Source organism: Nocardia niwae NBRC 108934 = DSM 45340, assembly GCF_001613465.1.
In the GTDB taxonomy this organism is placed as follows: domain Bacteria; phylum Actinomycetota; class Actinomycetes; order Mycobacteriales; family Mycobacteriaceae; genus Nocardia; species Nocardia niwae.
Genome location: NZ_BDCK01000011.1, coordinates 1 through 24,924, shown reverse-complemented (window position 1 = coordinate 24,924; position 24,924 = coordinate 1). Strand labels below are relative to the sequence as shown.

Below are 24,924 nucleotides of genomic sequence, written 5' to 3'. Positions count from 1 at the left end.
AATCATGGACACGGCGCACGGCGGAGCCGGGGACGAAGCGAGCACGGTCGTGGCCGGAGTCGACCTCGGTGACAGCGCGCTGGCCGACGCCGTGCGCGACGGGCTGGCCGCAGTGGAGAAACTACTCGTAGACGAGCTCTCCGACGGTGCGGAATTCCTCCAGGAAGCCGCGCTGCACCTGGCCAAGGCCGGCGGTAAGCGCTTCCGCCCGCTCTTCACCATTCTCACCGGACAGCTCGGCCCGCGCCCCACCGATCCCGCTCTGGTCACCGCGGGCACCGTCGTCGAACTCGTGCACCTGGCCACGCTGTACCACGACGACGTGATGGACGAGGCTCCCATGCGCCGCGGCGCCCCGAGCGTCAACTCGCGCTGGGGCAACAACATCGCCATCCTCGCGGGCGACTATCTGTTCGCGCACGCGTCCCGGCTCACCTCCACGCTCGGCCCCGACGCGGTGCGCATCATCGCCGAGACCTTCGCCGAACTCGTCACCGGTCAGATGCGCGAGACCATGGGCGCTCGCGAATCCCAGGACCCGGTCGAGCACTACCTGCGCGTGGTGTGGGAGAAGACCGGCTCGCTGATCGCCGCGTCCGGCCGCTTCGGTGGCACCTTCTCCGGGGCCGACGCCGAGCACGTCGAGCGACTGGCCCGCCTCGGTGACGCGGTCGGCACCGCCTTCCAGATCTCCGACGACATCATCGACATCTCTTCCGCGTCCGAGCAGTCCGGCAAGACTCCCGGCACCGACCTGCGCGAGGGCGTGCACACCTTGCCGGTGCTGTACGCGCTGCGCGAGGAGGGCGCGGACGGCGATCGCCTGCGCAAGCTGCTGGCCCGTCCGCTGGAAACCGACGACGAGGTGGACGAGGCGCTCGCCCTGCTCGCCGACTCGCGCGGCATGACGCTGGCCAAGGAGAAACTGCAGGGCTACGCCGACCTCGCCTACGCCGAACTGTCCGCCCTGCCCGGCGGCCCGGCCAACGACGCGCTCGAGCGGCTGGTCCGCTACACCATCGAACGCGTGGGGTGAGCGCGGCGCGGATGCACCGGAACTTTGCCTGGAGCTTCTATCGTTTATCTGGTGTAAGGCAACTCGGTGAACGGGGGAGCGGCAAGGGAGACGTATGCACGGGCACGGGTTTGCGAACGGGCTGAAGACCTTCGGGCTGATGGTGGGCCTGTCGGCCCTGATCGTGGTCATCGGCGCGCTGTTCCGCAACCCGACGATCCTCGTCGTCGCGATCCTGCTCGCGGTGGGCATGAACGCCTACGCGTATTTCAACAGCGACAAGATCGCGCTGAAGGCCATGCACGCGCAGCCGGTCAGCGAACTGGAGGCCCCGGTCATGTACCGGATCGTGCGTGAGCTGGCCACCATCGCGCGGCAGCCGATGCCCCGGCTGTACATCAGCCCGACCAACGCCCCCAACGCCTTCGCCACCGGACGCAGTCCCCGCCACGCCGCGGTCTGCTGCACCAGCGGCATTCTGCAGCTTCTCGACGAGCGGGAATTGCGGGCCGTGCTCGGGCACGAACTCTCGCACGTCTACAACCGCGACATCCTCATCTCCTCGATCGCGGGTGCGCTCGCGGCCGTCATCTCCGGCGTGGCGAACCTGGCCATGTACCTGTCCATGTTCGGCGGCAACCGCAACGGCGAGGGCCCGAACGTGCTGGCCGTGCTGCTGGTGTCGCTGCTCGGCCCGATCGCCGCGACGCTGATCAAACTGGCCGTCTCGCGCTCGCGCGAATTCCAGGCCGATCAGTCCGGCGCCGAGCTGACCGGTGACCCGCTGGCCCTCGCGTCCGCCCTGCGGAAGATCGAACGCGGCGTGCAGACTGCCCCGCTCCCGCCCGAGCCGCGGCTGGCGTCGCAGTCGCACCTGATGATCGCCAACCCGTTCCGTGCGGGTGAACGGGTCGCGCGCTGGTTCTCCACGCATCCGTCGATGAACGAACGCGTCGCCCGGCTCGAGGAGATGGCGGGCGGCCCGCGCCGGTACTGAGTCCGGGGGAGTTCAGTCGTCCAAGGCCAGTTGGTCTTCGTAAGCGCGAAACGTCTCCACGAACAACCGCCGCTGCTGCGCGGTGAGCGGCTCGAGCACCGTGCGCCAGGCGCGAGCGCTGCGTCCCAGCCATTTGTGCACGGCTTGCTCATGCGCCGGAGCGATGGCGACGATGGTGCGTCTCCGGTCGTCGGGGTCGGCGCCGCGTTCGAGCACACCCTGCTTGCTGAGTTCGCCGACCATCAGGCTCACCGTCGTCGGCGCCACCTCCAGGCGTGCGGCCAGATCCGTCACCGTGGTCGGTCCGTCGAACACCAGATTGGCCAGCAGCGACAAGTGCCGAGGCGCCAGCGAGAACGACTCCAGCTCTTTCGGAACGCCCAGCTTCTTGGCCCGCCCCACCACGCGCGGCATCAGCAGCAGCAGCGTGCGGATGCCTTCGTCCACGCCGAGTCCCGGCCGCTCCTCGGTTGACATGCCGACCGCCCTCCGAACGTGGACACGCTGAACGCGACCGACCCCACCGCGCTGCGGCCCGGCGGTCAGCGGTAGTTGACGAACTGCAGCGCGATGCCGAAATCCTCGCCCTTGAGCAGGGCGATGACGGCCTGCAGATCGTCGCGCTTCTTGCTGCTCACTCGCAGCTCCTCGCCCTGGATCTGCGCCTTCACGCCCTTCGGGCCCTCGTCCCGGATCTTCTTGGAGATCTTCTTCGCGTGCTCGGAGTCGATGCCCTGCACCAGCGAACCGGTGATCTTGTACACCTTGCCGGAGGAGACCGGCTCGCCCGCGTCGAACGCCTTCAGCGAGATGTCCCGGCGGATCAGCTTCTCCTTGAACACCTCCAGCGCGGCCTTCACACGCTCCTCCGCCTCCGCGGTGAGCACGATCTTGTCCTCGCCGGACCATTCGATCGACGCGCCGGTGCCGCGGAAGTCGTAGCGGGTGTTGAGCTCCTTCTCCGCCTGATGCAGGGCGTTGTCGACCTCCTGCCGGTCGACCTTGCTCACAACATCGAAAGACGAATCAGCCACGCTGCGCTCCTGTTCTGACGGTCCGACGGGTGAGTTGAACCCGAGGCTTCCAGCCACCGTCGGTTCTACCCGGAGACCCGAGGGTAGTCGCGTCGCACGGCCGATAGCCAGCCGGTTTGCATTCAGGGTGCGGGTTCGATGTATTCTGCTCAGCGCGCGAAACAATGCGCGAACGGCAGGTTGCCCGAGCGGCCAATGGGAGCAGACTGTAAATCTGTCGGTGAAAGCCTACGTAGGTTCGAATCCTACACCTGCCACCGTCGTTCGCTGAGTGAGCCCTGTACGCAGAAAGCGCGTACAGGGCTCACTTTGTCTGTCTTGTGCGGGTGCAACCCCCACACCCCGCCCGGCGGGGCTTCGCCCCCGGACCCCCTTTGTGATCGTTGCGTTGATCACGTTTGTCTCGTTGGGTTGTGAGCGGCGATCGACTGACATTCTTCGTCGGGCCGGGTTGTGTGCGTCTGCGGCCGCATGCCCGTCATGACTCTTCCGCCTTCCCTCCCTTCCTGTTCTCTTCGTTGTTCTCTTCGTGCCGACCTTCTTCGCGTCGATCGCCTCTTTGTGCCGGTCGCTTCTTCGCGTCGATCGCGGCGCCCACCAACTGATCGTTCGCTGTTGCGGGCGATCGGTCGCTTCGCCTCAGCGTTTCCATCTGTCGTCGGGCGGGGGCATCGGTTTCGATCGGGCGCGGGTTCGGCCGAGACGCATCGCGCTTTCGGTCGAGATCCGTCGGACGTTTGTGTCCTCTGTGGCGCGATTGCCGGCGTGGCCCATGTTTGCGTTGAAACGATCTCCGGGTTGCGGGCGGACGGCACTGCCGTGTAGTCGTGAAAGGGGGCCGGTGGTTGCCGTCGATGCGTGGAAAACAACCCTTTGACCACGCGGTTTGGTGCTGAGACCGGTGAGTGTGTAACCTCGTTCAAGACTTCACCGCGCTGAGGTCGAGCGTTCGAGGCTCGGTGCGGAAGTAGTCATGCCCCCTTAGCTCAGTCGGCAGAGCGTTTCCATGGTAAGGAAAAGGTCAACGGTTCGATTCCGTTAGGGGGCTCGCCGGATTGCCGGTGGTGACCGACTCGGCATCGCTCCCGTAGTGCGGGCTCGGCACCATGGCAATGCGACGCCGTGGCGGTGTAGCTCAGTCGGTAGAGCAAACGACTCATAATCGTTGTGTCGCCGGTTCAAGTCCGGCCATCGCTACCACAACCGATACAAGCCCATCAGGTACCGGAAAGAAGGCATATCGTGGCCGCGAAGTCCACCGATGTCCGGCCAAAGATCACCTTGGCCTGCGAGCAGTGCAAGCACCGCAACTACATCACCAAGAAGAACCGGCGCAACGACCCGGATCGTCTGGAGTTGAAGAAGTTCTGCCCGAACTGCGGCACGCACCGGGCGCACCGCGAATCCCGCTAGCCCTCCACGCGTGAACTACCGCGTGGTCTAGCGCCGGGAGTGGCCTCCCGGTATCTCGGGCCGTGGCACCGCGAGGGCCGGACAACTGTCCGGCCCTGACGCATTTTCACGGTGTGGGTGCGGTGGTGAGCGCTCCGCAGACTCCGGGTGACGGGGTCAGATAGGTACAGTCCTCCCGTGACAATCAACACCGGTACAGACGAAGCGGTCCAGACGGGCGAGGCGCTCGACCCCGCGGCGAACGCCGCGGCGATGGTCGGTCACCACTACCGCGTCGACGACTACTACGAGGTCGGCCGCGAGAAGGTGCGTGAATACGCCCGCGCCGTGCAGGACTACCATCCGGTGCACTGGGACGAGGACGCGGCGCAGGAGTACGGGTACGACAACCTGCTCGCGCCGGTCACCTTCATCTCCCTGGTCGGGATTCTCGCGCAGCGCAAACTGTTCGAAGAGGTCGTCACCGGCTACGACCTCAGCCAGATCATGCAGACCGACCAGATCCTGGAATTCCATCGCCCGATCAGGGTCGGCGACCAGCTCACCTGCGATGTCCACCTGCACTCGTTCCGGCAGGCCTTCGGCGGCGACATCATCGTGACCAAGAACATCGTCACCGCACAAAACGACGAACTGGTGCTCACCACCTACACCACACTCGTCGGCCGCAGCGGCGGCGACATCGACCCGAACCTCAACGCCGCCGTCCGCAACGTGCTCATGCACGGCATCGGCGAGGACGCGCCGGGACACCACCCGCGCACCTCGCTCGCGGTGACCCAGGCGCCCGCGCCGGTCGTGCCGCCCGCGGAAGGCGTGCGCACCAAGCACGCCGTCCGGTTCGAGGACGTCTCGGCCGGTGACGAGTTGCCCGCCCGCATCGTCCGGCTCACCCGCGGCGATCTGGTGAACTACGCGGGCGTCTCCGGCGACGCCAACCCGATCCACTGGAGCGACGAGGTCGTCAAGCTGGTCGGCCTGGACAACGTAGTCGCGCACGGCATGCTGACCATGGGTCTGGGCGGCGGGTTCGTCACCTCGTGGCTCGGCGACCCAGGCGCGGTCAAGGAGTACAACGTCCGCTTCACCAGCCCCGTCTATGTGGGCTCCGACGAGGCGGCCGAAATCGAGTACACCGGTAAGGTGAAGTCGGTCGATCCGGAGACCAGGACCGCGGTCGTGGCCATCGTGGCGAAGGCGGCGGGGAAGAAGATCTTCGGCCGCGCCACCGCGACGGTGCAGCTGGCCTGACCAGGGACGGCGACCCGGATTGGCTAATGCCGCGCACGGTAACGTACACTCAGGTTTCTGGGGTCGCCAGCCGCTGCGCGCTGCTCTGAGGGGCTGGTTCCAGGCGGTCCGTGCGGATCGCCCACGGGGCCGGCAACTGCCGGAGCGGCGCGCGTGTTGTGTGACACCAGGGCACAACTGAATATCGACACAGTGGTTGGACAGCCAACACCGTCCAACCGAAGGGGCGTAGCTCAACTGGCAGAGCAGCGGTCTCCAAAACCGCAGGTTGCAGGTTCAAGTCCTGTCGCCCCTGCCCTGGATGCCAGCGACGAGAGAGGATCGACGTGAGCGAGCGTGGCGAGCGAGCCATTGGCACAGCGCGCATCGCGCACGACGGCACCAAACGGAGCGAGGAGAAGGCGTGAGCGACGAGCGGGACACTCGCCGCGGCGCACATGCCGCCGACGAAGGCGATGACACCGCCGCAGCGACACGACCGAGCGGAAAGCGGTCCGCCCGGCGGACTCGCGCTGGGTCCTCACAGGTCGACACGGGCGCTATCGCCACGCTCGACCGTCCGTCGCGGAAGGCAACCAAGGCGACCGATCGGGCCGAACGCAAGAAGTCGGGTAATCCGTTCAAGCGTTTGATCAAGTTCCTGCGTGAGGTCATCGCGGAACTGCGCAAGGTGATCTGGCCCAACCGGAAGCAGATGGTCACCTATACGAGCGTTGTTCTGGTGTTCGTGATTTTCATGGTCGCGTTCATCAGCGGGTTGGATCTGGCGTTCATCAAGGGTGTCAACTGGCTGTTCGGCTAGCTGAACGACGCCGACAGCCGGTAGCCGATCCCGGGGCGGACACGGGTGGCAGTTATGTCGCCGCGCGCCCGGCCCGGCACGCAGAGGATGTACGTGACGACACAGGAAGCGAGTGCCCCAGTGAGCACCCCGGAGAACGACACACACGACAAGTTCCCGGCCGACGACGCGGTGGCCGAGCCCACCGACTCCGTCGAGGAGTTCGCGACCGACGAGCCCGCGGTCGAGGAATCGGAGCCCGCTGAGTCCGCCCCTGCCGCCCCGATCGATGCCGAGCCCGCCGATCCGGTCGCCGAGATGAAGGCAGCGCTGCGGCGCGCCCCCGGCGAGTGGTACGTCATCCACTCCTACGCCGGCTACGAGAACAAGGTGAAGGCCAACCTCGAGACCCGCGTGCAGAACCTGGATCTGGAGGACTACATCTTCCAGGTCGAGGTGCCCACCGAAGAGGTCACCGAGATCAAGAACGGGCAGCGCAAGCACGTCAACCGCAAGGTGCTGCCCGGTTACATCCTGGTCCGCATGGAGCTCAACGACGAATCGTGGGGCGCGGTGCGCAACACCCCGGGCGTCACCGGGTTCGTCGGCGCTACGTCGCGCCCGTCGCCGCTGTCCATCGACGACGTGGTGAAGTTCCTCGTCCCGGCCGCGCAGCAGCAGAAGAAGCCCGCCACGGCGGCCGCGGCGGCGACCACCGAGACCGCTGGCGGCGAGGTCGCGCCGAAGCCGGTCATCGAGGTCGACTTCGAGGTCGGCGAGTCGGTGACCGTCATGGACGGCCCGTTCGCGACGCTGCCCGCCAGCATCTCCGAGGTCAACGCCGAACAGCAGAAGCTCAAGGTGCTCGTGTCGATCTTCGGCCGCGAGACCCCGGTCGAGCTGGCGTTCACCCAGGTCGCGAAGATCTAGATTCGTTCCGTCGACGACGGGATGAATCGGCCCGCGCGGCGGGTCGGTTCACCAGACTTGCAAAGAGCAAGGGACACCACACACCTAGGAAAGAAAGATGCCCCCCAAGAAGAAGAAGCTCGCCGGGATCATCAAGCTTCAGATCCAGGCCGGCCAGGCGAACCCGGCCCCTCCGGTCGGCCCCGCGCTCGGTCAGCACGGCGTCAACATCATGGAGTTCTGCAAGGCGTACAACGCCGCGACCGAGTCGCAGCGTGGCAACGTCATCCCGGTCGAGATCTCGGTGTACGAGGACCGGTCGTTCGACTTCAAGCTGAAGACCCCGCCCGCCGCCAAGCTGCTGCTCAAGGCCGCAGGCGTGCAGAAGGGCTCGGCCGAGCCGCACCGCAACAAGGTCGCGAAGGTGACCATGGACCAGGTGCGCGAGATCGCCAAGACCAAGCAGGAAGATCTGAACGCCAACGACCTCGATCAGGCGGCCAAGATCATCGCGGGTACCGCGCGTTCGATGGGCATCACCGTCGAAGGCTGAGCGGAATCGCTCCCTGGTGGGAGGGCCGGCCAGGCCCGATAACCACGTCTGAACCACTGATAAGGACAGAGAATCATGGCAAAACGAAGCAAGGCGTACCTCGCCGCGGCCGAGAAGGTCGATCGCACCAAGCTCTACTCCCCGCTGGCCGCCGCGCGCCTGGCGAAGGAGACGGCCACCACCAAGACCGACGCGACCGTCGAGGTCGCCGTGCGTCTCGGTGTGGATCCTCGCAAGGCCGACCAGATGGTCCGCGGCACGGTCAACCTGCCGCACGGCACCGGTAAGACCGCCCGCGTCATCGTGTTCGCGGCGGGCGAGAAGGCCGCCGAGGCCGAGGCCGCCGGTGCGGACGCCGTCGGCGCCGAGGACCTGATCGAGCGGATCCAGGGCGGCTGGCTGGACTTCGACGCCGCGATCGCCACCCCGGACCAGATGGCCAAGGTCGGCCGGATCGCGCGTGTTCTCGGCCCGCGCGGCCTGATGCCGAACCCGAAGACGGGCACGGTCACCACCGACGTGACCAAGGCCGTCAACGACATCAAGGGCGGCAAGATCAACTTCCGGGTCGACAAGCAGGCCAACCTGCACTTCGTCATCGGCAAGGCGTCTTTCGACGACAGCAAGCTGGTGGAGAACTACGGCGCCGCGCTGGACGAGATCCTGCGCGCAAAGCCGTCGACCGCCAAGGGCCGCTACGTCAAGAAGGTGACGGTCTCGACGAACACCGGACCGGGCATCCCGGTGGACCCGAACCGCACCCGCAACCTCCTCGACGAGGACGCGTAAGCAGCGGCTGAGCCGACCGCGACGGCGGGAACGCGTAATGCGTTCCCGCCGTCGCGCGTTTGCGGACTAATCCACTCGGTGGCGTGGTTGGCGTTCGATGTGACCCTCGTTTTGCTGATCTCCGGCAGTACTCGCGCCGCTTCCACCAATTCCGCCGCACTGCGGACTGTCTCGGCCATAGCCCCCGAGGGGGTGGAAACCGCCTGCTACGACGGCCTCGCGGACCTGCCCGCCTTCGATCCCGACGACGACGGCACCGCTCATCCATCGGTTGTCGCACTCCGCGAACAACTTTCGCGCGCCGCCGCCGTGCTGTTCTGCACTCCGGAATACGCGGGCACCTTGCCGGGCAGCCTGAAGAACCTGTTGGACTGGACCGTCGGCGCGGGCGACCTCTACGGCAAACCGGTCGCCTGGATCACCGTCGCGGTCCCCGGGCGCGGTGACGGCGCGACCGCGACGCTGCGCACCGTGCTCGGCTACGTCGGAGCCGACATCGATTCCGATGCCTGCCTGCGGCTGCCGGTGCTGCGCGAGGACGTCGGCGCGGACGGATTGGTCGCCGACGCCGAGTTCCGCTCCGGCGCCGCGACCGTCCTGCGTGAACTCGTCCGGCATGCCGAGCGCGCGACGCCGTGAGAAAGGTCACCGCCGCGGCCTTCCGCTACTGCTCGGCCGAGCGGGCGTAGCGGAAATATCAGTCGCTACACAACGATTCGACGGCCGGACGGTTTCGGTCCGGCCATTCACCGGCCCCCCGTTTTGGCAGATGGGAACCCGTCCGGGTACATTGGACGTCAGTTATCGACGAGTTCGATCGCTACCCAATCCGTTCTACCGAAGACCGTTGGTCGCCGATCCCGCATGGGTTCGGTCGAAGGTCCGGCGACATTGCCGGCGGCCCACGCAGGGAGAGCCGAGGCTGGGAATTGATCCGGGTGGATCCCGGATCGGTTTTCTGTTGCGCCCCGGAACGCTCTGCGTTCGGGGCGTTTGTTTTGTCGCCGGCCCCTGATCGGTAGTTCGCGTATACGAACCGACCAATCAGAGAGGAGGCGAAGTATGGCAAAACCCGAGAAGGTCACCGCGGTCGAGGAGATCGCGGAGCAGTTCAAGAGCTCGACGGCCACCGTCGTCACGGAATACCGTGGCCTGTCGGTCGGCAAGCTCACCGAGCTGCGGCGCGCGCTCGGCGCCGACGCCACGTACTCCGTCGCCAAGAACACCCTGGTCAAGCGTGCTGCCGCTGAGGCGGGCGTGGAAGGTCTCGACGACCTGTTCGTCGGGCCGACCGCGATCACCTTCATCACGGGTGAGCCGGTCAACGCGGCCAAGGCCCTGAAGACCTTCGCGAAGGACAACAAGGCGCTCATCATCAAGGGCGGCTACATGGACGGCGCTCCGCTGTCCGTGTCCGAGGTCGAGCGGATCGCCGACCTGGAGACCCGCGAGGTGCTGCTGGCCAAGCTGGCGGGCGCGCTCAAGGGCAACCTCACCAAGGCCGCCGGTCTGTTCAACGCTCCCGCCTCGCAGGTGGCCCGCCTGGCCGCCGCGCTGCAGGAGAAGAAGCAGGCCGAAGAAGGCGGAACTGCCGCCGAGTAATGCCGCGCGGCACGACTCGCCCGATAGACATCAACTACCGAAAGGAAAACAACAATGGCCAACGTTGACGAACTGCTCGAGACCTTCGGCAACATGACCCTGCTCGAGCTGTCGGACTTCGTGAAGAAGTTCGAGGAGAAGTTCGAGGTCACCGCGGCCGCTCCGGTCGCCGTTGCCGCCGTCGGCGGTGCCGCGGCTCCGGCCGAGGCCGCCGAGGAGCAGGACGAGTTCGACGTCATCCTCGAGGGCGCGGGCGACAAGAAGATCCAGGTCATCAAGGTGGTCCGCGAGATCGTCTCCGGCCTGGGCCTGAAGGAGGCCAAGGACCTCGTCGAGAGCGCTCCGAAGCCGATCCTGGAGAAGGTCGCCAAGGATGCCGCCGAGGCCGCCAAGGCGAAGCTGGAAGAGGCCGGCGCCAAGGTCTCGGTCAAGTAATTCACGACCGAACACGCCGAACGGGCGGTCCCCTTTGTGGGGCCGCCCGTTCGTGTTTCCCGGCTATCTCGCCGCTATTGCTGATACCGAAAAGATTGCGGAGTTACTCCGCAGTCAGGTAGGGGTGTGCCCCGTCTCGCTCATGGGTTACAGTGACCGAACCCACACGTGACGGACCGTGGTGACCGAGCGCGCGGTTCGCCGGTGGGCAGCTCGCTGAGAATTGTGGAGGTTGGCGTGGGCGTCGAGGTCAGGACCGAGGGTGTAACCAAGTCTTTCGGTTCCCAGCGAATTTGGCAGGACGTGTCGTTGACGTTGCCTTCGGGCGAGGTCAGTGCGCTGTTGGGCCCGTCGGGTACCGGTAAGTCGGTGTTCCTGAAGTCGCTGATCGGACTGCTGCGCCCTGAACGCGGCTCCATCTTCATCGACGGCACCGATATCACCACCTGCTCCAACAAGGAGCTCTACGAGATCCGCAAGCTTTTCGGCGTGCTGTTCCAGGACGGCGCGCTGTTCGGCTCGATGAATCTGTTCGACAACGTGGCCTTCCCGTTGCGCGAGCACACCAAGAAGAGCGAATCCGAGATCAAGCAGATCGTCATGGAGAAGCTGGAGCTCACCGGTCTGCTCGGGGCCGAGGGCAAGCTGCCCGGCGAGATCTCCGGCGGTATGCGCAAGCGCGCCGGTCTGGCCCGCGCCCTGGTGCTGGATCCGCAGATCATCCTCGTCGACGAGCCCGACTCCGGCCTGGACCCGGTGCGCACCTCGTACCTGTCGCAGCTGCTGATCGACATCAACGCGCAGATCGACGCCACAATCCTGATCGTCACGCACAACATCAACCTGGCGCGCACCGTGCCGGACAACATCGGCATGCTGTTCCGCCGCCAGCTGGTCATGTTCGGCCCGCGCGAGGTGCTGCTCACCTCGGACGAGCCGGTGGTCAAGCAGTTCCTCAACGGCCGCATGATCGGCCCGATCGGTATGTCCGAGGAGAAGGACGAGGCGCAGATGGCGCGCGAGCAGGCTCTCGTGGACGCCGGGCACCACCACGGCGGCGCGGAGGAGGTCGAGGGCATCATCCCGCAGATGCGCGCGACCCCGGGTATGCCGGTGCGCCAGGGCGTGCTCCGCCGCAAGGAACGCGTCCGCGAAATCATGCACACGCTGCCCCATGCGGCCCAGGTCGCGATCCGCGAATCACTTGCGGAGAACGACGACACACAGGTGATGGCGTACAACAGCGGCGACCTGGCTAATTATCAGGGCGGCTCGTACGACACCACCGTGCGACACAACGCAACTAACGGGTAACATCTGCGATCGTGAATTCGACCCTGGCGCGATTGCGAACTCCCCTGGAGTCGGGGTTTGCCCAGGCCGGCAATATATTTGCGCTGCTCATCGACGTTATGCGGAAGACATTTCGTCGTCCGTTCGAGTGGCGGGAGTTCATCGAGCAGTCGTGGTTCATCGCGAGCGTCTCGATCCTGCCCAGCGCGCTGGTCGCGATTCCGTTCGGCGCGGTCGTGGCCTTGCAGACCGGCTCGTTGATCAAACAGCTGGGCGCGGAGTCCTTCACGGGCGCGACCAGTGTGCTGGCAACCGTCCAGCAGGCCGCCCCCGTCGTGACCGCCCTGATCATCGCGGGCGCGGCCGGTTCGGCGGTGGCCGCCGATCTCGGCTCGCGCACCATCCGCGAGGAGATCGACGCGATGGAAGTGCTCGGCATCGATCCGGTGCGAAAGCTGGTGGTGCCGCGCGTGCTCGGCATGATGCTGGTCGCGCTGCTGCTCAACGGCCTGGTCTCGGTGGTCGGCATCGCCGGTGGGTACTTCTTCAACGTGTTGCTGCAAGGCGGCACCCCCGGCGCCTACCTGGCGTCGTTCTCCGCCCTCGCTCAGCTGCCGGACCTGTGGATCGGTGAGATCAAGGCGGCGGTTTTCGGTCTGCTCGCCGGCGTCATCGCCGCGTACAAGGGGCTGCATCCCAAGGGGGGCCCGAAAGGAGTCGGTGACGCGGTGAACCAATCCGTGGTGATCACGTTCATGGTGCTGTTCTTCGTGAACCTCATCCTGACGCTGGTGTACCTACAGGTCGTCCCGGCCAAGGGCGCCTGACAGATGGCCACGTCGTACCGGACCCCGGTCGCCAAGTCCATGCGCCGGGTGGGTGAATTCGCTCGTATGCCGCTCAACGTCATCGATCGCGCGGGCGAGCAGATGTCGTTCTACACGCGGGCCATCGCCTGGATCCCGCGGACCGCGGTGCACTACCGCAAGGAAGTCATGCGGTTGCTCGCCGAGGTCACCTTCGGCAGCGGCGCGCTGGCGGTGATCGGCGGCACCATCGGCGTCATCGTCTTCATGTCCGGCTCCGTCGGCGTCGTCGTCGGGCTGCAGGGCTTCAAGGCGCTCGACGCGCTCGGCAGCTCGGTGCTCACCGGCTTCCTCACCGCCTACATCAACACTCGCGAGATCGCTCCGCTGGTCGCCGCCCTCGCCCTGTCGGCCACGGTCGGTTGCGGTTTCACCGCGCAACTGGGCGCCATGCGGATCTCCGAGGAGATCGACGCGCTCGAGGTGATGGCGGTGCCCGGCGTGCCGTTCCTGGTGACCAGCCGAGTGATCGCCGGGTTCCTCGCGGTGATCCCGCTCTACATCGTCGGACTGCTCGGCACGTTCCTGGCATCGCGGTCGATCAGCATCTGGTTCAACGGCCAATCCAGCGGGTCCTACGACCACTACTTCAGTCTGTTCCTGCCACCGGAGGACGTGCTCTATTCGTTCCTCAAGGTGCTGGTCTTCGCGTTCGTGATCATCATGGTGCACTGCTACTACGGGTTCCATGCCACCGGCGGCCCCGCCGGCGTCGGCGTCGCGGTCGGCCGCGCGGTCCGCGCCGCGATCGTCCTGGTGAACGTGCTCGACTTCTTCCTCAGCCTCGCGATCTGGGGCACCACCACCACGGTGCGGGTGGCCGGATGAGCCGCACGCAGGCCTGGCGCTCGACCGCGAAGCTGCGAACCCGAGCGCTCGGCATCGCTTTCTTCGTCGTGGTCGCGCTGTTCCTCTGGACCACCGTCGCGATCTACAACAAGCAGTTCGTGAAGACGGTGCACGTCGACCTGATCACCGACAGCGTGGGCAACGCGCTGACCCGCAACGCCGACGTGAAGGTGCGTGGCATCACCGTCGGCGAGGTGCGCTCGAGCAGTTCCGAGGGCGGCGAGGTGACGCTGAACCTGGCCATCAATCCGGACAAGGCGCAGCAGATCCCCGCCAACGCGACCGCGCGGCTGCTGCCCAAGACGCTGTTCGGCGAGCGCTACGTGGATCTGGTGATCCCGCAAGACCCGAGCCCGCAGCATCTCACCGATGGCGTGACGCTGCACCAGGACGTCAGCGGCAACGCCATCGAGTTGAGCAAACTGCTCGACGACCTGCTGCCGTTGCTACAGGCCATCCCGCCGCAGGATCTCGCGGCCACGCTGGGCGCGCTGTCGCAGGCGCTGGCCGGTCAGGGCTTCGCGCTCGGCGAGACGGTGGACAAGCTGGACGACGCCTTCCGCCAGGTCAACGTGGTTCTTCCGGACCTGCAGGCCGATCTGCGCAGTTTCGCCGAGGTGGCGGCCACCTACTCCGACGCGGCGCCGCAGCTGATCCAGGCGCTGGACAACCTGCGCACGACCAACGCGACGATCGTGCAGCGGCGCACCGACATCGACGCCCTCTACGCGACCTTGACGCCGACCGCGGCCACCACCACCGATTTCCTGATCGCCAACCGCGACAACATCGTCGACGTGGCCGCCGACTCCCGCCCCGCGCTGGAGCAGCTGGCCTACTACTCGCCGAACTACGCCTGCGCGCTGGCCAACTTCGCGCAGCTGAAGCCGCGCATCGACCGGATCTTCGGCAAGGGCACCGACCTGCCCGGCTCGCGGGTGACCATCGAACTGACCAATACCCGCGGCAAATACCTGCCCAATCAGGACGAACCGCGCTGGCTGGATACCAGGGGGCCGTGGTGCATCCCCGAGATGCCGCTGGGCGTCGACCCCGGCCAGTACACCGGCGGCCCGAACAACGACGGCTCCTACGCCGTGCCCAGCCGCAATCCCGGTGATCAGCAGATCGGTCACCTGGAGCCGCCGCAGTTCGGCGTCCACCCGGCGAGCAAGATGCCGACGATCGCCGGTTCCCCCATGGAGCAGCAGTCGCTCGGCGCGATCTACGGCGCGGCCAACGGCGTCGCCCCGGACCAGGTGCCGGGCTGGGTGACCCGGGCCGGTGCGCCCGCGTTCCGTGGAAGCGAGGTGAGCGTGCGATGAAGCAGCATCTGCGCGGCCTGGGCGGGCCGTTGACCAAGCTGATCATCTTCGTCGTGGTGACCCTGTTCGTCACCACCGTGCTCGCGCTGTCCATCGCGAACTACAGCGGCGGCGGTACCGGGTTCAAGGCCAGATTCACCGACGTCACCGCGCTCAACCCCGGCGACGAGGTCCGCATCGCGGGCGTTCGGGTCGGCAAGGTCACCGACGTCTCGATCGTGGACAAGCGCCTGGCCGAGGTGGAGTTCGACCTCACCGACCGGGATTGGCTTCCCGCCTCGACCACCGCCACGATCAAGTACCGCAACCTGGTCGGACAGCGCTACATCGCGCTGGAGCAGGGGACCGGCGAGCAGGGCCGCAAACTGAACAAGGGCGGCACCATCCCGCTGGAGCGCACCAGGCCCGCGCTGAATCTGACCACGCTGTTCAACGGATTCCGGCCGCTGTTCCGGACGTTGACCGCCGAGGACGTGAACAAGCTGTCCTTCGAGATCATCCAGGTCTTCCAGGGCGAGCAGGGCACCATCCACGATCTGGTCGCCACCACCGCGAACCTGACCAACAAGATCGCGGACAAGGACGCCGTGATCGGTGAGCTGACCCGCAACCTGACCGCCGTGCTGGATACCGTCAATCAGCGCGACGACCAGTTCGATCAGTTGATCGTGAACACGGAGGCGCTGATCAGCGGCCTCAACGCCGAACGCGACACGATCGGGCGCTCGGTGACCTCGCTGGCGAACCTGACTTCCGCGACCTCGGATCTGCTCGTCCCGGTGCGTCCGACCCTGCAAGGGTCGATCGCGGGTCTGAGCCAGTTGACCGGCACGCTCGACGAGCGTTCGGATGAGGTGAACGAGGCGCTGTACAACCTGCCGTTGAAGATGGAGAAGCTCGGGCGCGCCGCCAGTTACGGCTCCTGGTTCCAGTTCTATCTGTGCGGCATCGACATCGTGGTCGGACCGGGCGCCGTCGAGGCGCCGCAGCTCAACCTGCCCGCCGGACTGCCGACGATCAACCAGCCGTTGTACACCAACGCCGCGCCGCGCTGCCATGGGAAGGCTCGCTGATGGACGACCGCATTCTGCTCGGCAAGCGCAGCCCGGCGTTCCTGGGCGCGCTCGGCATCGCCGTCGTGCTGTTGGTGACGATGTCGGCCTTCTTCCTGGATCGGTTGCCGATCATCGGGGCCGGGACCAAATACACCGCGGAATTCAGCGAGGCGGCTGGTCTGAAGAAGGGCAACGAAGTCAGGGTGGCGGGCGTCAAGGTCGGCTCGGTGTCCGACGTCCGGCTCGCCGGTGACCGCGTGCTCGTGGACTTCCGCACCAAGGACACCTGGATCGGCAACGAGACCACCGCGTCCATCCAGATCAAGACACTGCTCGGGCAGAAGTACCTCGCGCTCGATCCGAGGGGCTCGAAGCCGGCCACGCCGAGTTCGCGGATTCCGCTCTCGCGCACGGTCTCCCCGTACGACGTGGTGGACGCGTTCACCGATGCCGCGCGCACGATCGATCAGATCGACACCACGCAGCTGGCCAAGAGCATGCAAGTGCTGTCGGAGGCGTTCGAGACGACGCCGCCGGAGATCCGCGGTTCCATCGACGGTGTGGCACGGCTGTCGGAGACGCTGGCCAAGCGCGACCAGGAACTGAAGAAGCTGTTCGCCGCCACCAGGCAGACCACCCAGATACTCGCCGACCGCAACGCGCAATTCGAGCGGCTGCTCGGCAACGGCGGTCAGCTGCTGGCCGAGCTGAACATCCGGCAGCAGTCCATCAAGCAGCTGCTGTCGGGCGCCAGGACGGTATCGGCGGAGCTGAGCGCGCTCGTGCACGACAACGAGGAGCAGATCGGGCCCGCCCTGACGAACCTGCGCGCCTCGATCGATCTGCTCAACGCCAACCAGCAGAACATCTCCAAGACGCTCGAGCTCGCGGCGCCGTTCTACAGCCTCTACGCCAGCGTGCTGGGCACGGGGCGCTGGTTCGACGCGGTGATCGTCAACGTTTTGCCGCCCGCACTGCCCGAAATCCCCGGCTACCGTCAGCCGATCCGCACCCTGGGAGGTAACTGACGTGGCGGACAACTGGCGTAGCGATCCGGTCGGTGCGGTGCGCGGCTCCAGCCGCGGCGCCAAGGTGGGCATCGCGCTGGTCGTCGTCCTCGCCGTGCTGGTGGCGGTGGTGCTGTGGTGGCTGTTCAACCGGCTGACCACCACCAAGATCACCGCGTACTTCGATCGCTCGGTCGGCATCTACGAGGGCTCGGACGTCCGGATTCTCGGCGTGCCGGTCGGCTCGGTGGACTCGGTGGAGCCGCAGGGCGATCAGGTGAAGATCGTGATGAGCGTGGACCGCAAGTACGACGTGCCCGCGGGCGCGCGGGCCGCCCAGATCACGCCCTCGATCGTGTCGGACCGCTACATCCAGCTCACTCCCGCCTACACCGGCGGCCCGAAGATGGCGCGGGACGCGACCATTCCGCGGGAACGCACGGCGACGCCCGTCGAAGTCGACCAGCTGTACAAGAGCATCACCGAGCTCTCGGAGGCGCTGGGACCCAACGGCGCCAACGCCGAAGGCGCGGTGAACGAGCTGGTGCGCACCGGCGCGGCGAACCTGGCGGGCAACGGCGAGGCACTGGCCAACAGCCTCACCCAGTTGTCCAGGGCGGCCCGCTACCTGTCGGACGCGCGCGGGGACATCTTCGACACGGTCAAGAACCTGCAGTCCTTCATCACCATGCTGGCGCAGAACGATCAGCAGGTGCGGCAGTTCAACACCCAGCTGGCGGATCTGTCGACGTTCCTCGCCGACGAGCGCGAAGACCTCGGCGCGGCACTGCATCTGCTGTCGATCGCGCTGGGTGACGTCGCCCGCTTCATCGACGACAACCGGGACCTGATCGCGAGCAACGCCGAAGGGCTCATCCAGCTCACCAAGACGTTGTCCGATCAGCGCAACGACGTGGCCGCCCTGCTGCCGGTGTTGCCGGTGGCGTTGAGCAACCTGATCAACGTGCACAACGCCGAATCGGGCACCCTCGACATGCGCGCAAACTTCCCCGAACTGCAGGACCCGTTCGGCGTGGTGTGCAAGATGCTCGACCTTTCCAAGCTGAAGCCGGGCGATCCCAAGTTCGAGGCGCTGGGCAGGCAGATGCGGCCGATCCTCGACCACTGCAAGGAGATCACCGACCAGATCACCGCCGGGGTGCAGACCCCGACGCTGAACCTGCCGTTCGGCATCCTCAGCGGCGAGAACCAGCAGCGTGACCCGGTGCCGGGCACGGTGCCCGGCACCCCGTCGGACCGGCTTCCGCCGTCGCAGGGAGGGGAGCGATGAGCCTTCGAATCCGTTCCGTCGCACGCGGTCTCGGCGGGGCCGTGGCGCTGGCGCTGTCCGCCGCGCTGGTCACCTCGTGCGCCGCTGACGGCATCTACAGCGTCCCCCTGCCCGGCGGCGCGGATGTGGGCGAGCACCCGATGCACATCGACATCCAGTTCGACGACGTCCTCGACCTGGTGCCGCAGTCGGCGGTCAAGGTCGAGGGCGTGCCCGTCGGCCGGGTCGAGAAGATCAGCATCGGCAAGGACCAGTGGACCGCCACGGTGCGCACCGTGGTCAATTCGTCGGTGAACCTGCCCGCCAATGCGCGCGCGGAGGTCAGGCAGTCCAACCTGCTCGGCGAGAAGTTCATCGAGCTGTCCAAGCCCGCCGCCGATCCGGAGCCCAGGAGGCTGGCCGACGGCTCGGTCATCCCGGTCGATCGCACCCGGCACGCGACCGAGGTCGAGCAGGTGCTCGGCGCGCTGTCGCTGCTGCTCAACGGCGGCGGCGTGGCGCAGTTGCAGCCGATCGTCACCGAGCTGAACAAGACCCTCGGCGGTCGTGAAGACCGGGTGCGCTCGCTGATCGAGCAGGCCAACACGCTGATCGGCGGCCTGAACCAGCAGGTGGACGACATCACCCGCGCGCTGGACGGCCTCGACGTGCTCAGCAGCCGGGTGAGCAAGCAGACCGATCAGATCGGCAAGATCCTCGACCAGCTGCCGCAGGGCATCAAGATCCTGGAAGAGCAGCGCCCGCAACTGGTCGCCCTGCTCGCGCAGCTGGACCGGCTCGGTGAGGCGGGATTCGACGTCCTGAACACATCGAAGGACGACTTGATCCGCGATCTCACCTCACTGCGGCCCACCTTGCAGGAGCTGGGCCGGTCGGCGCCGGATCTGATCACGGCGGTCCCGCTGATCCCGACCTATCCGTTCCCCGACTCGGCGCTGGAGAGCACCTTCGGCGGCAGCGTGAACACGTGGCTGTCGGTGGACCAGCAGATCGGCGTCACGCTGAGCAATCTCGGTGTGGGCAAACCGGATCCGGTCTACATTCCGCCGGTCGGTCCGCCCGTACCGGTGAACCCGACCAATCCGTACTACAACGGCAACGGCCCGCGTCCGGGCTGGCCGACGGTGTCGATCCTGCCGCTGCCGCCGTTGATGGCGCAGCCGCCCGCGCCCGGCGTGCCCGGTCCGGTCGGGGCGATCCTCGAGCAACTCGGCGTAGGGAGTGGTCCGCGATGACCCGTCTGGTGCGGTGGCAGCTCATCGCCTTCGTGGTGATCGCGGTCCTCGGCGTCGTCTATGTCGGCGGCAAGTACATCCGGCTCGACCACATGTTCGGGCTCAACGAGTACACGGTGAAGCTGCGCGCGGCGCAGACCGGCGGCATCTACAAGGGCGCCGAGGTGACCTATCGCGGCGTCCCGGTCGGCCGGGTCGGCGAGCTGGAACTCACCGGCGAGGGCGTGGTGATGAATCTCGTCATCGACACGAGCGCACCGCAGATCCCGGCGTCGGCGAAGGCGGTGGTGGCCAACCGGTCGGCGATCGGCGAGCAGTACGTCGACCTGCAGCCCGACTCGGACGCGGGCCCGTTTCTGCGGGACAACTCGGTGATCACCTCGGCGACCCTGCCGGTGCCGGTCGAGGAACTGGTGTCCAGCGTGGACACCTTCGCGGGCTCGGTGGACCTGGCCGCGCTGAACACGACGGTCCGCGAGCTGGGCAAGGCGTTCGACGGCAAAGGCGACGACCTGCAGGTGCTGATCGACTCGCTGAACAAGTTCACCGAGACCTTCCACGCGACGCTGCCGCAGACGACCCAGCTGATCCGCGACGGCCGCATCGCCCTCGGCACGCAGGCCGAGCAGTCCGCCCAGATCCGTGAATTCAGCGACGGCTTGGACAAGCTCACCGCGCAGCTGCGCTCCAGTGACCCAGACGTGCGCAGGCTCATCGGCACCGGGACCGACGCGGGCGAGCAGCTCGGCGCGCTGATCAATGAGAGCGGCGGCGCACTCACCCAGGACCTCGCCAACCTGCGGCTGCTGCTGCAGGCGATCTCGCCGAAGTTCTACGCGATCAAGCCGTTGCTCCAGATGCTCCCGCAGCTGTCGATCGGCGGGTCCTCGACCGCGCCCGGCGACGGGACCAGCCACTTCGGCCTGGTGCTCGAGACCAACAATCCGCCCGCCTGTACGGTGGGCTACGAGGGCACGTACCGGATTCTGGAACAGATGAAGGCGCAGAACCCGGACTTCGACGACACGCGCGACGAGTTCCCGTTCAACAAGGACGCCAAATGTCTCGTGCCGTTCGGTAATCCGACCGCCGTCCGGGGCGGCGAGCGCGCCGAGTTCGCCGATCCGGCCATCGTCCAGCCCTGGGATTCCAACCCCAAGACCGATCCGGAAAAGCTGAACCTGACTCCGGTGGCCGTGCAGTTGTCGACCCTGCTGGGGGTCACGCCGAAGCGGTGACCAGGAGCAATGACGTTAGGGTGTCTCGCGTGAGTGACTGGAGCGAGCGAACCACGGCCACCCGGCCCTGGAGCGCGACCGAGCCGACCGACGGCGAGACGCTGTCGTGACCGCCGACCTGACCAAGCAATCCGGCCAGGCGTCGCCGGACACCGAGGCGACCGCCGAGGGCACGCCGGCCTCGTCCGCGCAGCCGGTCGTGGGCGATCCGAAGACGACGGACGAACCGGCGGGCGGCGCGACCGAGCGCCCGGGCGGCGCGTCCGCGCTGAGCCGCGTGGCCTTGGTCTGCTCCGCGGTGTTGCTGGCGATCGCGGTGATCAACGCCGCGTGGTTCGGCGCGGGCTGGGTGCGGTCCGCGCTCACCGACGGCCCGCGCGGTGACGCCAGGGACACCGCGCTCGACGCCGCGCGGCAAGCCGCGCTGAACATGACCTCGATGAACCTCGACGACGTGCCCGGCTCGCTGGCGCTGGCCCGGACCTCGATGACCGGCGCGCTGCTGGATTCGGCCACGAAGAACAAGGACCAGGCCGAGCAGATGGCTCAGCAGAGCGGGGTCGGGATGACCTCGAAGGTGCTCGGCGCCGCGCTCACCTCGCTCAGCAGCGAGGAGGACAAGGCCTCCGCGCTGGTCGTGCTGCAGGTCACCGAGAAGGGCAAGGACAAGCCGTCCGCCGACTACCGCTACACCTGGACCGTCGACCTGGCCAAGGACGGCGACGTCTGGAAGGCCGAGCAGATCTCCTCGCTGAGCCAGCCGGTGTTGCTGAGCGGCGGCCCTGCGGCGCCGACGCCCGCGCCCGCGGCCGACCAGTCGCCGGCCGCGCCGAAGCCGGGATCGTAGGAGGAACCTCATGACGTCTCGCCGACCGGTCAACCGGGTCACCTCCAAGCGCAGGCCCGCCGCGGAGTCGTCGGCCCGCGCCGCCGCCTCGCGGTCCGAACGGCCCGTAACGGCCCGCAAATCGCGTGTCGCGGGCGTTTCACGGTCTGCCGTGAAGCCGGACACCCTCCGCGCCGAGCAACGTCCCGCGGACGCGGCCGGTTCGGCATCCTGGCGCAAGATCGTGTCGCGCGGCCGAGACCGCTCCCAGCGGCGTACGACGGGACGACCGCGCTGGGGCGTCACCGCGGCCTTGCTGATCGCCGCGCTCCTGCTCGGCGGATTCGCCTGGTTCGCCGCGCAAAAGCCCGGCGTGGACATGTCGAACAAGGCGTATGTGGACAACGGAGCCACCCAAGAAGTGCGGGCGGCTGCCGACAACGCGCTGCGGACCGTCTACGCCTACGACGTCAAGAACATCGACGGCTACCGGGACACTGCGAAGCAGGTGCTCACCGGCAAGATGCTCGCCGATCTGGACAAGTACGCCGACACCACTATTTCGGCGGTAAAACAGGCCCAGACCAGCGCCGACGCGAAAGCCGATCCGATTGCTGTGACATTGCTCACGGACGATCGCGCCGAGCTGATCGTCAACCTGGTGGTGAGCGCCACCAAGGACGGCGTGGCGCAGCAGAGCGTGGCGGGCCCTGTGGTCCTGCACATGCAGAAGGTGGACGGTCGCTGGCTGGCCAGCGACATCGTCGATCAATAACAGCTACGCATCGGCCGGGATGACGCAGCGCGCCAGGCGATCTCGCCGACGCTCCGGCCGGGCCTGCCACTTGACGAGTTTCGCCCGAACCGTCACGCTATTCACAACAGCGGCAGCTGTCACAGTGGCTTCCAGCGCACCGCGGCTCAGGACGCAGCCAGCGACTTCGGCCCGGCGCGCCAGCCATGCGGACGATCACACGGGTGGTACTTTGACACCCCCGTGTACTTGGGTGTAGGTTTGGACGTTGCGCTGGCTGCCTCCTGTCCATACCTCGATTTGCACACGTAAGTTCACCCTTCCGGTGTTACTTCCGTTGTTGCCTGTTCGAGTTTCGTTCGGGTAGTAACCAGCGGAATTCGTAGCAGACAAGCGACGGTCGCGGACCACCACGCGACGCGCGTGAGGTGCTGGAAGGACGCATCTTGGCAGTCTCCACCCAGACCAAGGCAGTTGCCGGAATCCCCGGAGCCCCGTTGCGGGTGTCTTTCGCGAAGATCCGTGAACCCTTGGAGGTGCCCGGACTTCTCGATCTACAAACGGAATCGTTCGCCTGGTTGATCGGTTCGCCGGAATGGCGCGAGCGCGCGGCCGCTCGCGGCGACGTCGGCCTAGTCGGTGGCCTCGAGGAGGTACTCGAGGAGCTGTCTCCGATCGAGGACTTCTCCGGCTCCATGTCGCTGTCCTTCTCCGACCCGCGCTTCGAAGAGGTCAAGGCCTCGATCGATGAGTGCAAAGACAAGGACATGACGTATGCGGCTCCGCTGTTCGTGACGGCGGAGTTCATCAACAACAACACCGGTGAGATCAAGAGCCAGACGGTCTTCATGGGTGATTTCCCGATGATGACCGACAAGGGCACGTTCATCATCAACGGCACCGAGCGTGTCGTGGTGTCGCAGCTGGTGCGTTCGCCGGGTGTGTACTTCGACCACAGCGTGGACAAGGGCACGGAGAAGGATCTGCACAGTGTGCGGGTCATCCCGAGCCGTGGCGCGTGGCTGGAGTTCGATGTGGACAAGCGCGACACCGTGGGTGTGCGCATCGACCGCAAGCGCCGCCAGCCGGTCACCGTGCTGCTCAAGGCGCTGGGGTGGACGACCGAGGAGATCGTCGAGCGCTTCGGCTTCTCCGAGATCATGATGTCGACCCTGGAGAAGGACAACACCGCGGGCCAGGACGAGGCGCTGCTCGATATCTACCGCAAGTTGCGTCCGGGCGAGCCGCCGACCAAGGAGTCGGCGCAGACCCTGCTGGAGAACCTGTTCTTCAAGGAGAAGCGCTACGACCTCGCGCGCGTCGGTCGCTACAAGATCAACAAGAAGCTCGGCATCCACGTGGGCGAGCAGGTCGTCGGTTCGGTGCTGACGAAGGAAGACATCGTCAACACCATCGAGTACCTGGTGCGTCTGCACTCGGGCGACAAGGTGATGACCGCCCCCGGCGGCGCCGAGGTTCCGGTGGAAGTGGACGACATCGACCACTTCGGCAACCGCCGCCTGCGCACCGTCGGTGAGCTGATCCAGAACCAGATCCGGGTCGGCCTGTCCCGCATGGAGCGGGTGGTCCGCGAGCGGATGACCACGCAGGACGTCGAGGCGATCACGCCGCAGACCCTGATCAACATCCGCCCGGTCGTCGCCGCGATCAAGGAGTTCTTCGGAACCTCCCAGCTGTCGCAGTTCATGGACCAGAACAACCCCCTGTCGGGCCTGACCCACAAGCGCCGCCTCTCGGCGCTCGGCCCGGGTGGTCTGTCCCGTGAGCGCGCCGGCCTGGAAGTCCGTGACGTCCACCCGTCGCACTACGGCCGCATGTGCCCGATCGAGACCCCGGAAGGCCCGAACATCGGCCTGATCGGCTCGCTGTCGGTGTACGCGCGGGTCAACCCGTTCGGCTTCATCGAGACGCCGTACCGGAAGGTCGTCGACGGCCGGGTGACCGACGAGGTTCGTTACCTGACCGCCGACGAGGAGGACCGCCACGTTCGCGCGCAGGCCAACTCGCCGGTCGACGCCGAAGGCCGTTTCCTCGAGGACCGCGTGCTGTGCCGCCGCGGCAACGAGGAGAACGAGCTCGTCGCGGCCACCGAGGTCGACTACATGGATGTCTCGCCGCGCCAGATGGTGTCGGTCGCGACGGCGATGATCCCGTTCCTCGAGCACGACGACGCCAACCGTGCCCTCATGGGTGCGAACATGCAGCGTCAGGCGGTTCCGCTGATCCGTTCCGAGGCCCCGATCGTGGGCACCGGCATGGAGCTGCGCGCGGCCGTGGACGCGGGCGACGTCGTGGTGAACGAGAAGGCCGGTGTGGTCGAGGAGGTTTCCGCCGACTACGTCACCGTGATGGCCGATGACGGCACGCGCAAGTCCTATCGGATGC

Annotated in this window: 25 protein-coding genes and 4 tRNA genes; 27 read left to right on the top strand and 2 right to left on the bottom strand. The window is 66.7% G+C overall.

What is annotated here, in order from left to right:
* Positions 1-4 precede the first annotated feature (4 nt).
* Together NNI01S_RS02955 and htpX are read left to right on the top strand one after the other, a co-directional pair.
* Complete coding sequence (locus NNI01S_RS02955; RefSeq protein ID WP_063017489.1) at positions 5-1,036, top strand: polyprenyl synthetase family protein; 1,032 nt, start codon at positions 5-7, stop codon at positions 1,034-1,036.
* 94 nt (positions 1,037-1,130) lie between these two features.
* Positions 1,131-2,012, top strand: coding sequence for a zinc metalloprotease HtpX (gene htpX, locus NNI01S_RS02950; RefSeq protein WP_063017236.1), 882 nt, complete (start codon positions 1,131-1,133; stop codon positions 2,010-2,012).
* Between the two features lie 12 nt (positions 2,013-2,024).
* Here htpX and NNI01S_RS02945 read toward each other — a convergent pair whose 3' ends face one another.
* Both NNI01S_RS02945 and NNI01S_RS02940 read right to left on the bottom strand, forming a co-directional pair.
* Positions 2,025-2,489, bottom strand: a complete 465-nt coding sequence (locus tag NNI01S_RS02945; RefSeq protein ID WP_063017231.1) for a MarR family winged helix-turn-helix transcriptional regulator — start codon at positions 2,487-2,489, stop codon at positions 2,025-2,027.
* A 65-nt stretch (positions 2,490-2,554) separates the two neighbouring features.
* Positions 2,555-3,046 (bottom strand): YajQ family cyclic di-GMP-binding protein, encoded by a 492-nt coding sequence (locus tag NNI01S_RS02940; RefSeq protein ID WP_063017228.1) that lies wholly within the window; start codon positions 3,044-3,046, stop codon positions 2,555-2,557.
* A 174-nt stretch (positions 3,047-3,220) separates the two neighbouring features.
* On the opposite strand from NNI01S_RS02940, the gene NNI01S_RS02935 reads away from it, so the two are divergent.
* From NNI01S_RS02935 to NNI01S_RS02815, 25 genes are all read left to right on the top strand, one after another.
* Positions 3,221-3,303 (top strand) — tRNA-Tyr (locus tag NNI01S_RS02935).
* A gap of 718 nt (positions 3,304-4,021) precedes the next feature.
* Positions 4,022-4,094, top strand: a tRNA-Thr gene (locus tag NNI01S_RS02930).
* A gap of 76 nt (positions 4,095-4,170) precedes the next feature.
* Positions 4,171-4,246, top strand: a tRNA-Met gene (locus NNI01S_RS02925).
* 42 nt (positions 4,247-4,288) lie between these two features.
* The gene (gene rpmG / locus NNI01S_RS02920) at positions 4,289-4,459 is read left to right on the top strand and encodes a 50S ribosomal protein L33 (protein ID WP_011211653.1); all 171 of its coding nucleotides are present in this window, start codon (positions 4,289-4,291) and stop codon (positions 4,457-4,459) included.
* 183 nt (positions 4,460-4,642) lie between these two features.
* A complete protein-coding gene (locus NNI01S_RS02915; protein ID WP_063017488.1) occupies positions 4,643-5,710 on the top strand; it encodes a fused (3R)-hydroxyacyl-ACP dehydratase subunits HadA/HadB in 1,068 nt (355 codons plus the stop codon).
* A 222-nt stretch (positions 5,711-5,932) separates the two neighbouring features.
* Positions 5,933-6,005, top strand: a tRNA-Trp gene (locus NNI01S_RS02910).
* A gap of 108 nt (positions 6,006-6,113) precedes the next feature.
* A complete protein-coding gene (gene secE, locus NNI01S_RS02905) occupies positions 6,114-6,512 on the top strand; it encodes a preprotein translocase subunit SecE (protein WP_063017226.1) in 399 nt (132 codons plus the stop codon).
* Between the two features lie 120 nt (positions 6,513-6,632).
* The gene (gene nusG / locus NNI01S_RS02900) at positions 6,633-7,421 is read left to right on the top strand and encodes a transcription termination/antitermination protein NusG (protein ID WP_063017224.1); all 789 of its coding nucleotides are present in this window, start codon (positions 6,633-6,635) and stop codon (positions 7,419-7,421) included.
* Positions 7,422-7,518: 97 nt separating this feature from the next.
* Positions 7,519-7,953, top strand: a complete 435-nt coding sequence (rplK, locus tag NNI01S_RS02895) for a 50S ribosomal protein L11 (protein ID WP_039802009.1) — start codon at positions 7,519-7,521, stop codon at positions 7,951-7,953.
* 75 nt (positions 7,954-8,028) lie between these two features.
* Positions 8,029-8,742: a 50S ribosomal protein L1 gene (rplA, locus tag NNI01S_RS02890; protein WP_063017222.1), complete on the top strand. Its 714-nt coding sequence runs from the start codon at positions 8,029-8,031 to the stop codon at positions 8,740-8,742.
* A 99-nt stretch (positions 8,743-8,841) separates the two neighbouring features.
* Positions 8,842-9,381 carry an NADPH-dependent FMN reductase gene (locus NNI01S_RS02885; protein WP_063017220.1) on the top strand — a complete coding sequence of 180 codons (540 nt, stop codon included), beginning with the start codon at positions 8,842-8,844 and terminating at the stop codon, positions 9,379-9,381.
* A 423-nt stretch (positions 9,382-9,804) separates the two neighbouring features.
* Positions 9,805-10,344: a 50S ribosomal protein L10 gene (rplJ, locus tag NNI01S_RS02880; protein WP_063017218.1), complete on the top strand. Its 540-nt coding sequence runs from the start codon at positions 9,805-9,807 to the stop codon at positions 10,342-10,344.
* 54 nt (positions 10,345-10,398) lie between these two features.
* On the top strand, positions 10,399-10,779 hold the full coding sequence (rplL, locus tag NNI01S_RS02875; RefSeq protein WP_040696004.1) for a 50S ribosomal protein L7/L12: 381 nt from the start codon (positions 10,399-10,401) through the stop codon (positions 10,777-10,779).
* Positions 10,780-11,004: 225 nt separating this feature from the next.
* The gene (locus NNI01S_RS02870) at positions 11,005-12,093 is read left to right on the top strand and encodes an ABC transporter ATP-binding protein (RefSeq protein WP_063017217.1); all 1,089 of its coding nucleotides are present in this window, start codon (positions 11,005-11,007) and stop codon (positions 12,091-12,093) included.
* A 98-nt stretch (positions 12,094-12,191) separates the two neighbouring features.
* On the top strand, positions 12,192-12,899 hold the full coding sequence (locus NNI01S_RS02865; RefSeq protein ID WP_228829281.1) for an MlaE family ABC transporter permease: 708 nt from the start codon (positions 12,192-12,194) through the stop codon (positions 12,897-12,899).
* A gap of 3 nt (positions 12,900-12,902) precedes the next feature.
* The gene (locus NNI01S_RS02860; protein WP_063017215.1) at positions 12,903-13,766 is read left to right on the top strand and encodes an MlaE family ABC transporter permease; all 864 of its coding nucleotides are present in this window, start codon (positions 12,903-12,905) and stop codon (positions 13,764-13,766) included.
* Positions 13,763-15,112: an MCE family protein gene (locus NNI01S_RS02855; RefSeq protein WP_063017213.1), complete on the top strand. Its 1,350-nt coding sequence runs from the start codon at positions 13,763-13,765 to the stop codon at positions 15,110-15,112. The genes NNI01S_RS02860 and NNI01S_RS02855 overlap by 4 nt, the downstream gene beginning before the upstream one ends.
* Positions 15,109-16,185, top strand: coding sequence for an MCE family protein (locus tag NNI01S_RS02850; protein ID WP_174554354.1), 1,077 nt, complete (start codon positions 15,109-15,111; stop codon positions 16,183-16,185). Before NNI01S_RS02855 ends, NNI01S_RS02850 begins: the two co-directional genes overlap by 4 nt.
* A complete protein-coding gene (locus NNI01S_RS02845) occupies positions 16,185-17,195 on the top strand; it encodes an MCE family protein (protein ID WP_063017211.1) in 1,011 nt (336 codons plus the stop codon). Before NNI01S_RS02850 ends, NNI01S_RS02845 begins: the two co-directional genes overlap by 1 nt.
* A gap of 37 nt (positions 17,196-17,232) precedes the next feature.
* Positions 17,233-18,465 (top strand): MCE family protein, encoded by a 1,233-nt coding sequence (locus NNI01S_RS02840; RefSeq protein ID WP_063017484.1) that lies wholly within the window; start codon positions 17,233-17,235, stop codon positions 18,463-18,465.
* Positions 18,462-19,700, top strand: coding sequence for an MCE family protein (locus tag NNI01S_RS02835; protein ID WP_063017209.1), 1,239 nt, complete (start codon positions 18,462-18,464; stop codon positions 19,698-19,700). The genes NNI01S_RS02840 and NNI01S_RS02835 overlap by 4 nt, the downstream gene beginning before the upstream one ends.
* Positions 19,697-20,938 carry an MCE family protein gene (locus NNI01S_RS02830; RefSeq protein ID WP_063017207.1) on the top strand — a complete coding sequence of 414 codons (1,242 nt, stop codon included), beginning with the start codon at positions 19,697-19,699 and terminating at the stop codon, positions 20,936-20,938. Before NNI01S_RS02835 ends, NNI01S_RS02830 begins: the two co-directional genes overlap by 4 nt.
* A 106-nt stretch (positions 20,939-21,044) precedes the next feature.
* Positions 21,045-21,785, top strand: a complete 741-nt coding sequence (locus NNI01S_RS02825) for a hypothetical protein (protein ID WP_174554353.1) — start codon at positions 21,045-21,047, stop codon at positions 21,783-21,785.
* Positions 21,786-21,795: 10 nt separating this feature from the next.
* Positions 21,796-22,539: a hypothetical protein gene (locus NNI01S_RS02820; RefSeq protein WP_063017205.1), complete on the top strand. Its 744-nt coding sequence runs from the start codon at positions 21,796-21,798 to the stop codon at positions 22,537-22,539.
* A gap of 407 nt (positions 22,540-22,946) precedes the next feature.
* The coding region (locus NNI01S_RS02815) for an RNA polymerDNA-directed RNA polymerase subunit B (protein WP_501193586.1) at positions 22,947-24,924 on the top strand (1,978 nt) is incomplete at its 3' end.

Bases quoted from the DNA above. Each gene is read 5' to 3' on its own strand.
- rplL (WP_040696004.1), top strand. From the start codon at position 10,399: ATGGCCAACGTTGACGAACTGCTCGAGACCTTCGGCAACATGACCCTG.
- NNI01S_RS02860 (WP_063017215.1), top strand. From the start codon at position 12,903: ATGGCCACGTCGTACCGGACCCCGGTCGCCAAGTCCATGCGCCGGGTG.
- NNI01S_RS02830 (WP_063017207.1), top strand. From the start codon at position 19,697: ATGACCCGTCTGGTGCGGTGGCAGCTCATCGCCTTCGTGGTGATCGCG.
- NNI01S_RS02945 (WP_063017231.1), bottom strand. From the start codon at position 2,489: ATGTCAACCGAGGAGCGGCCGGGACTCGGCGTGGACGAAGGCATCCGC.
- NNI01S_RS02835 (WP_063017209.1), top strand. From the start codon at position 18,462: ATGAGCCTTCGAATCCGTTCCGTCGCACGCGGTCTCGGCGGGGCCGTG.
- rplK (WP_039802009.1), top strand. From the start codon at position 7,519: ATGCCCCCCAAGAAGAAGAAGCTCGCCGGGATCATCAAGCTTCAGATC.
- NNI01S_RS02820 (WP_063017205.1), top strand. From the start codon at position 21,796: ATGACGTCTCGCCGACCGGTCAACCGGGTCACCTCCAAGCGCAGGCCC.
- rplJ (WP_063017218.1), top strand. From the start codon at position 9,805: ATGGCAAAACCCGAGAAGGTCACCGCGGTCGAGGAGATCGCGGAGCAG.
- NNI01S_RS02845 (WP_063017211.1), top strand. From the start codon at position 16,185: ATGGACGACCGCATTCTGCTCGGCAAGCGCAGCCCGGCGTTCCTGGGC.
- NNI01S_RS02955 (WP_063017489.1), top strand. From the start codon at position 5: ATGGACACGGCGCACGGCGGAGCCGGGGACGAAGCGAGCACGGTCGTG.
- NNI01S_RS02855 (WP_063017213.1), top strand. From the start codon at position 13,763: ATGAGCCGCACGCAGGCCTGGCGCTCGACCGCGAAGCTGCGAACCCGA.
- rplA (WP_063017222.1), top strand. From the start codon at position 8,029: ATGGCAAAACGAAGCAAGGCGTACCTCGCCGCGGCCGAGAAGGTCGAT.
- NNI01S_RS02850 (WP_174554354.1), top strand. From the start codon at position 15,109: ATGAAGCAGCATCTGCGCGGCCTGGGCGGGCCGTTGACCAAGCTGATC.
- NNI01S_RS02865 (WP_228829281.1), top strand. From the start codon at position 12,192: ATGCGGAAGACATTTCGTCGTCCGTTCGAGTGGCGGGAGTTCATCGAG.
- htpX (WP_063017236.1), top strand. From the start codon at position 1,131: ATGCACGGGCACGGGTTTGCGAACGGGCTGAAGACCTTCGGGCTGATG.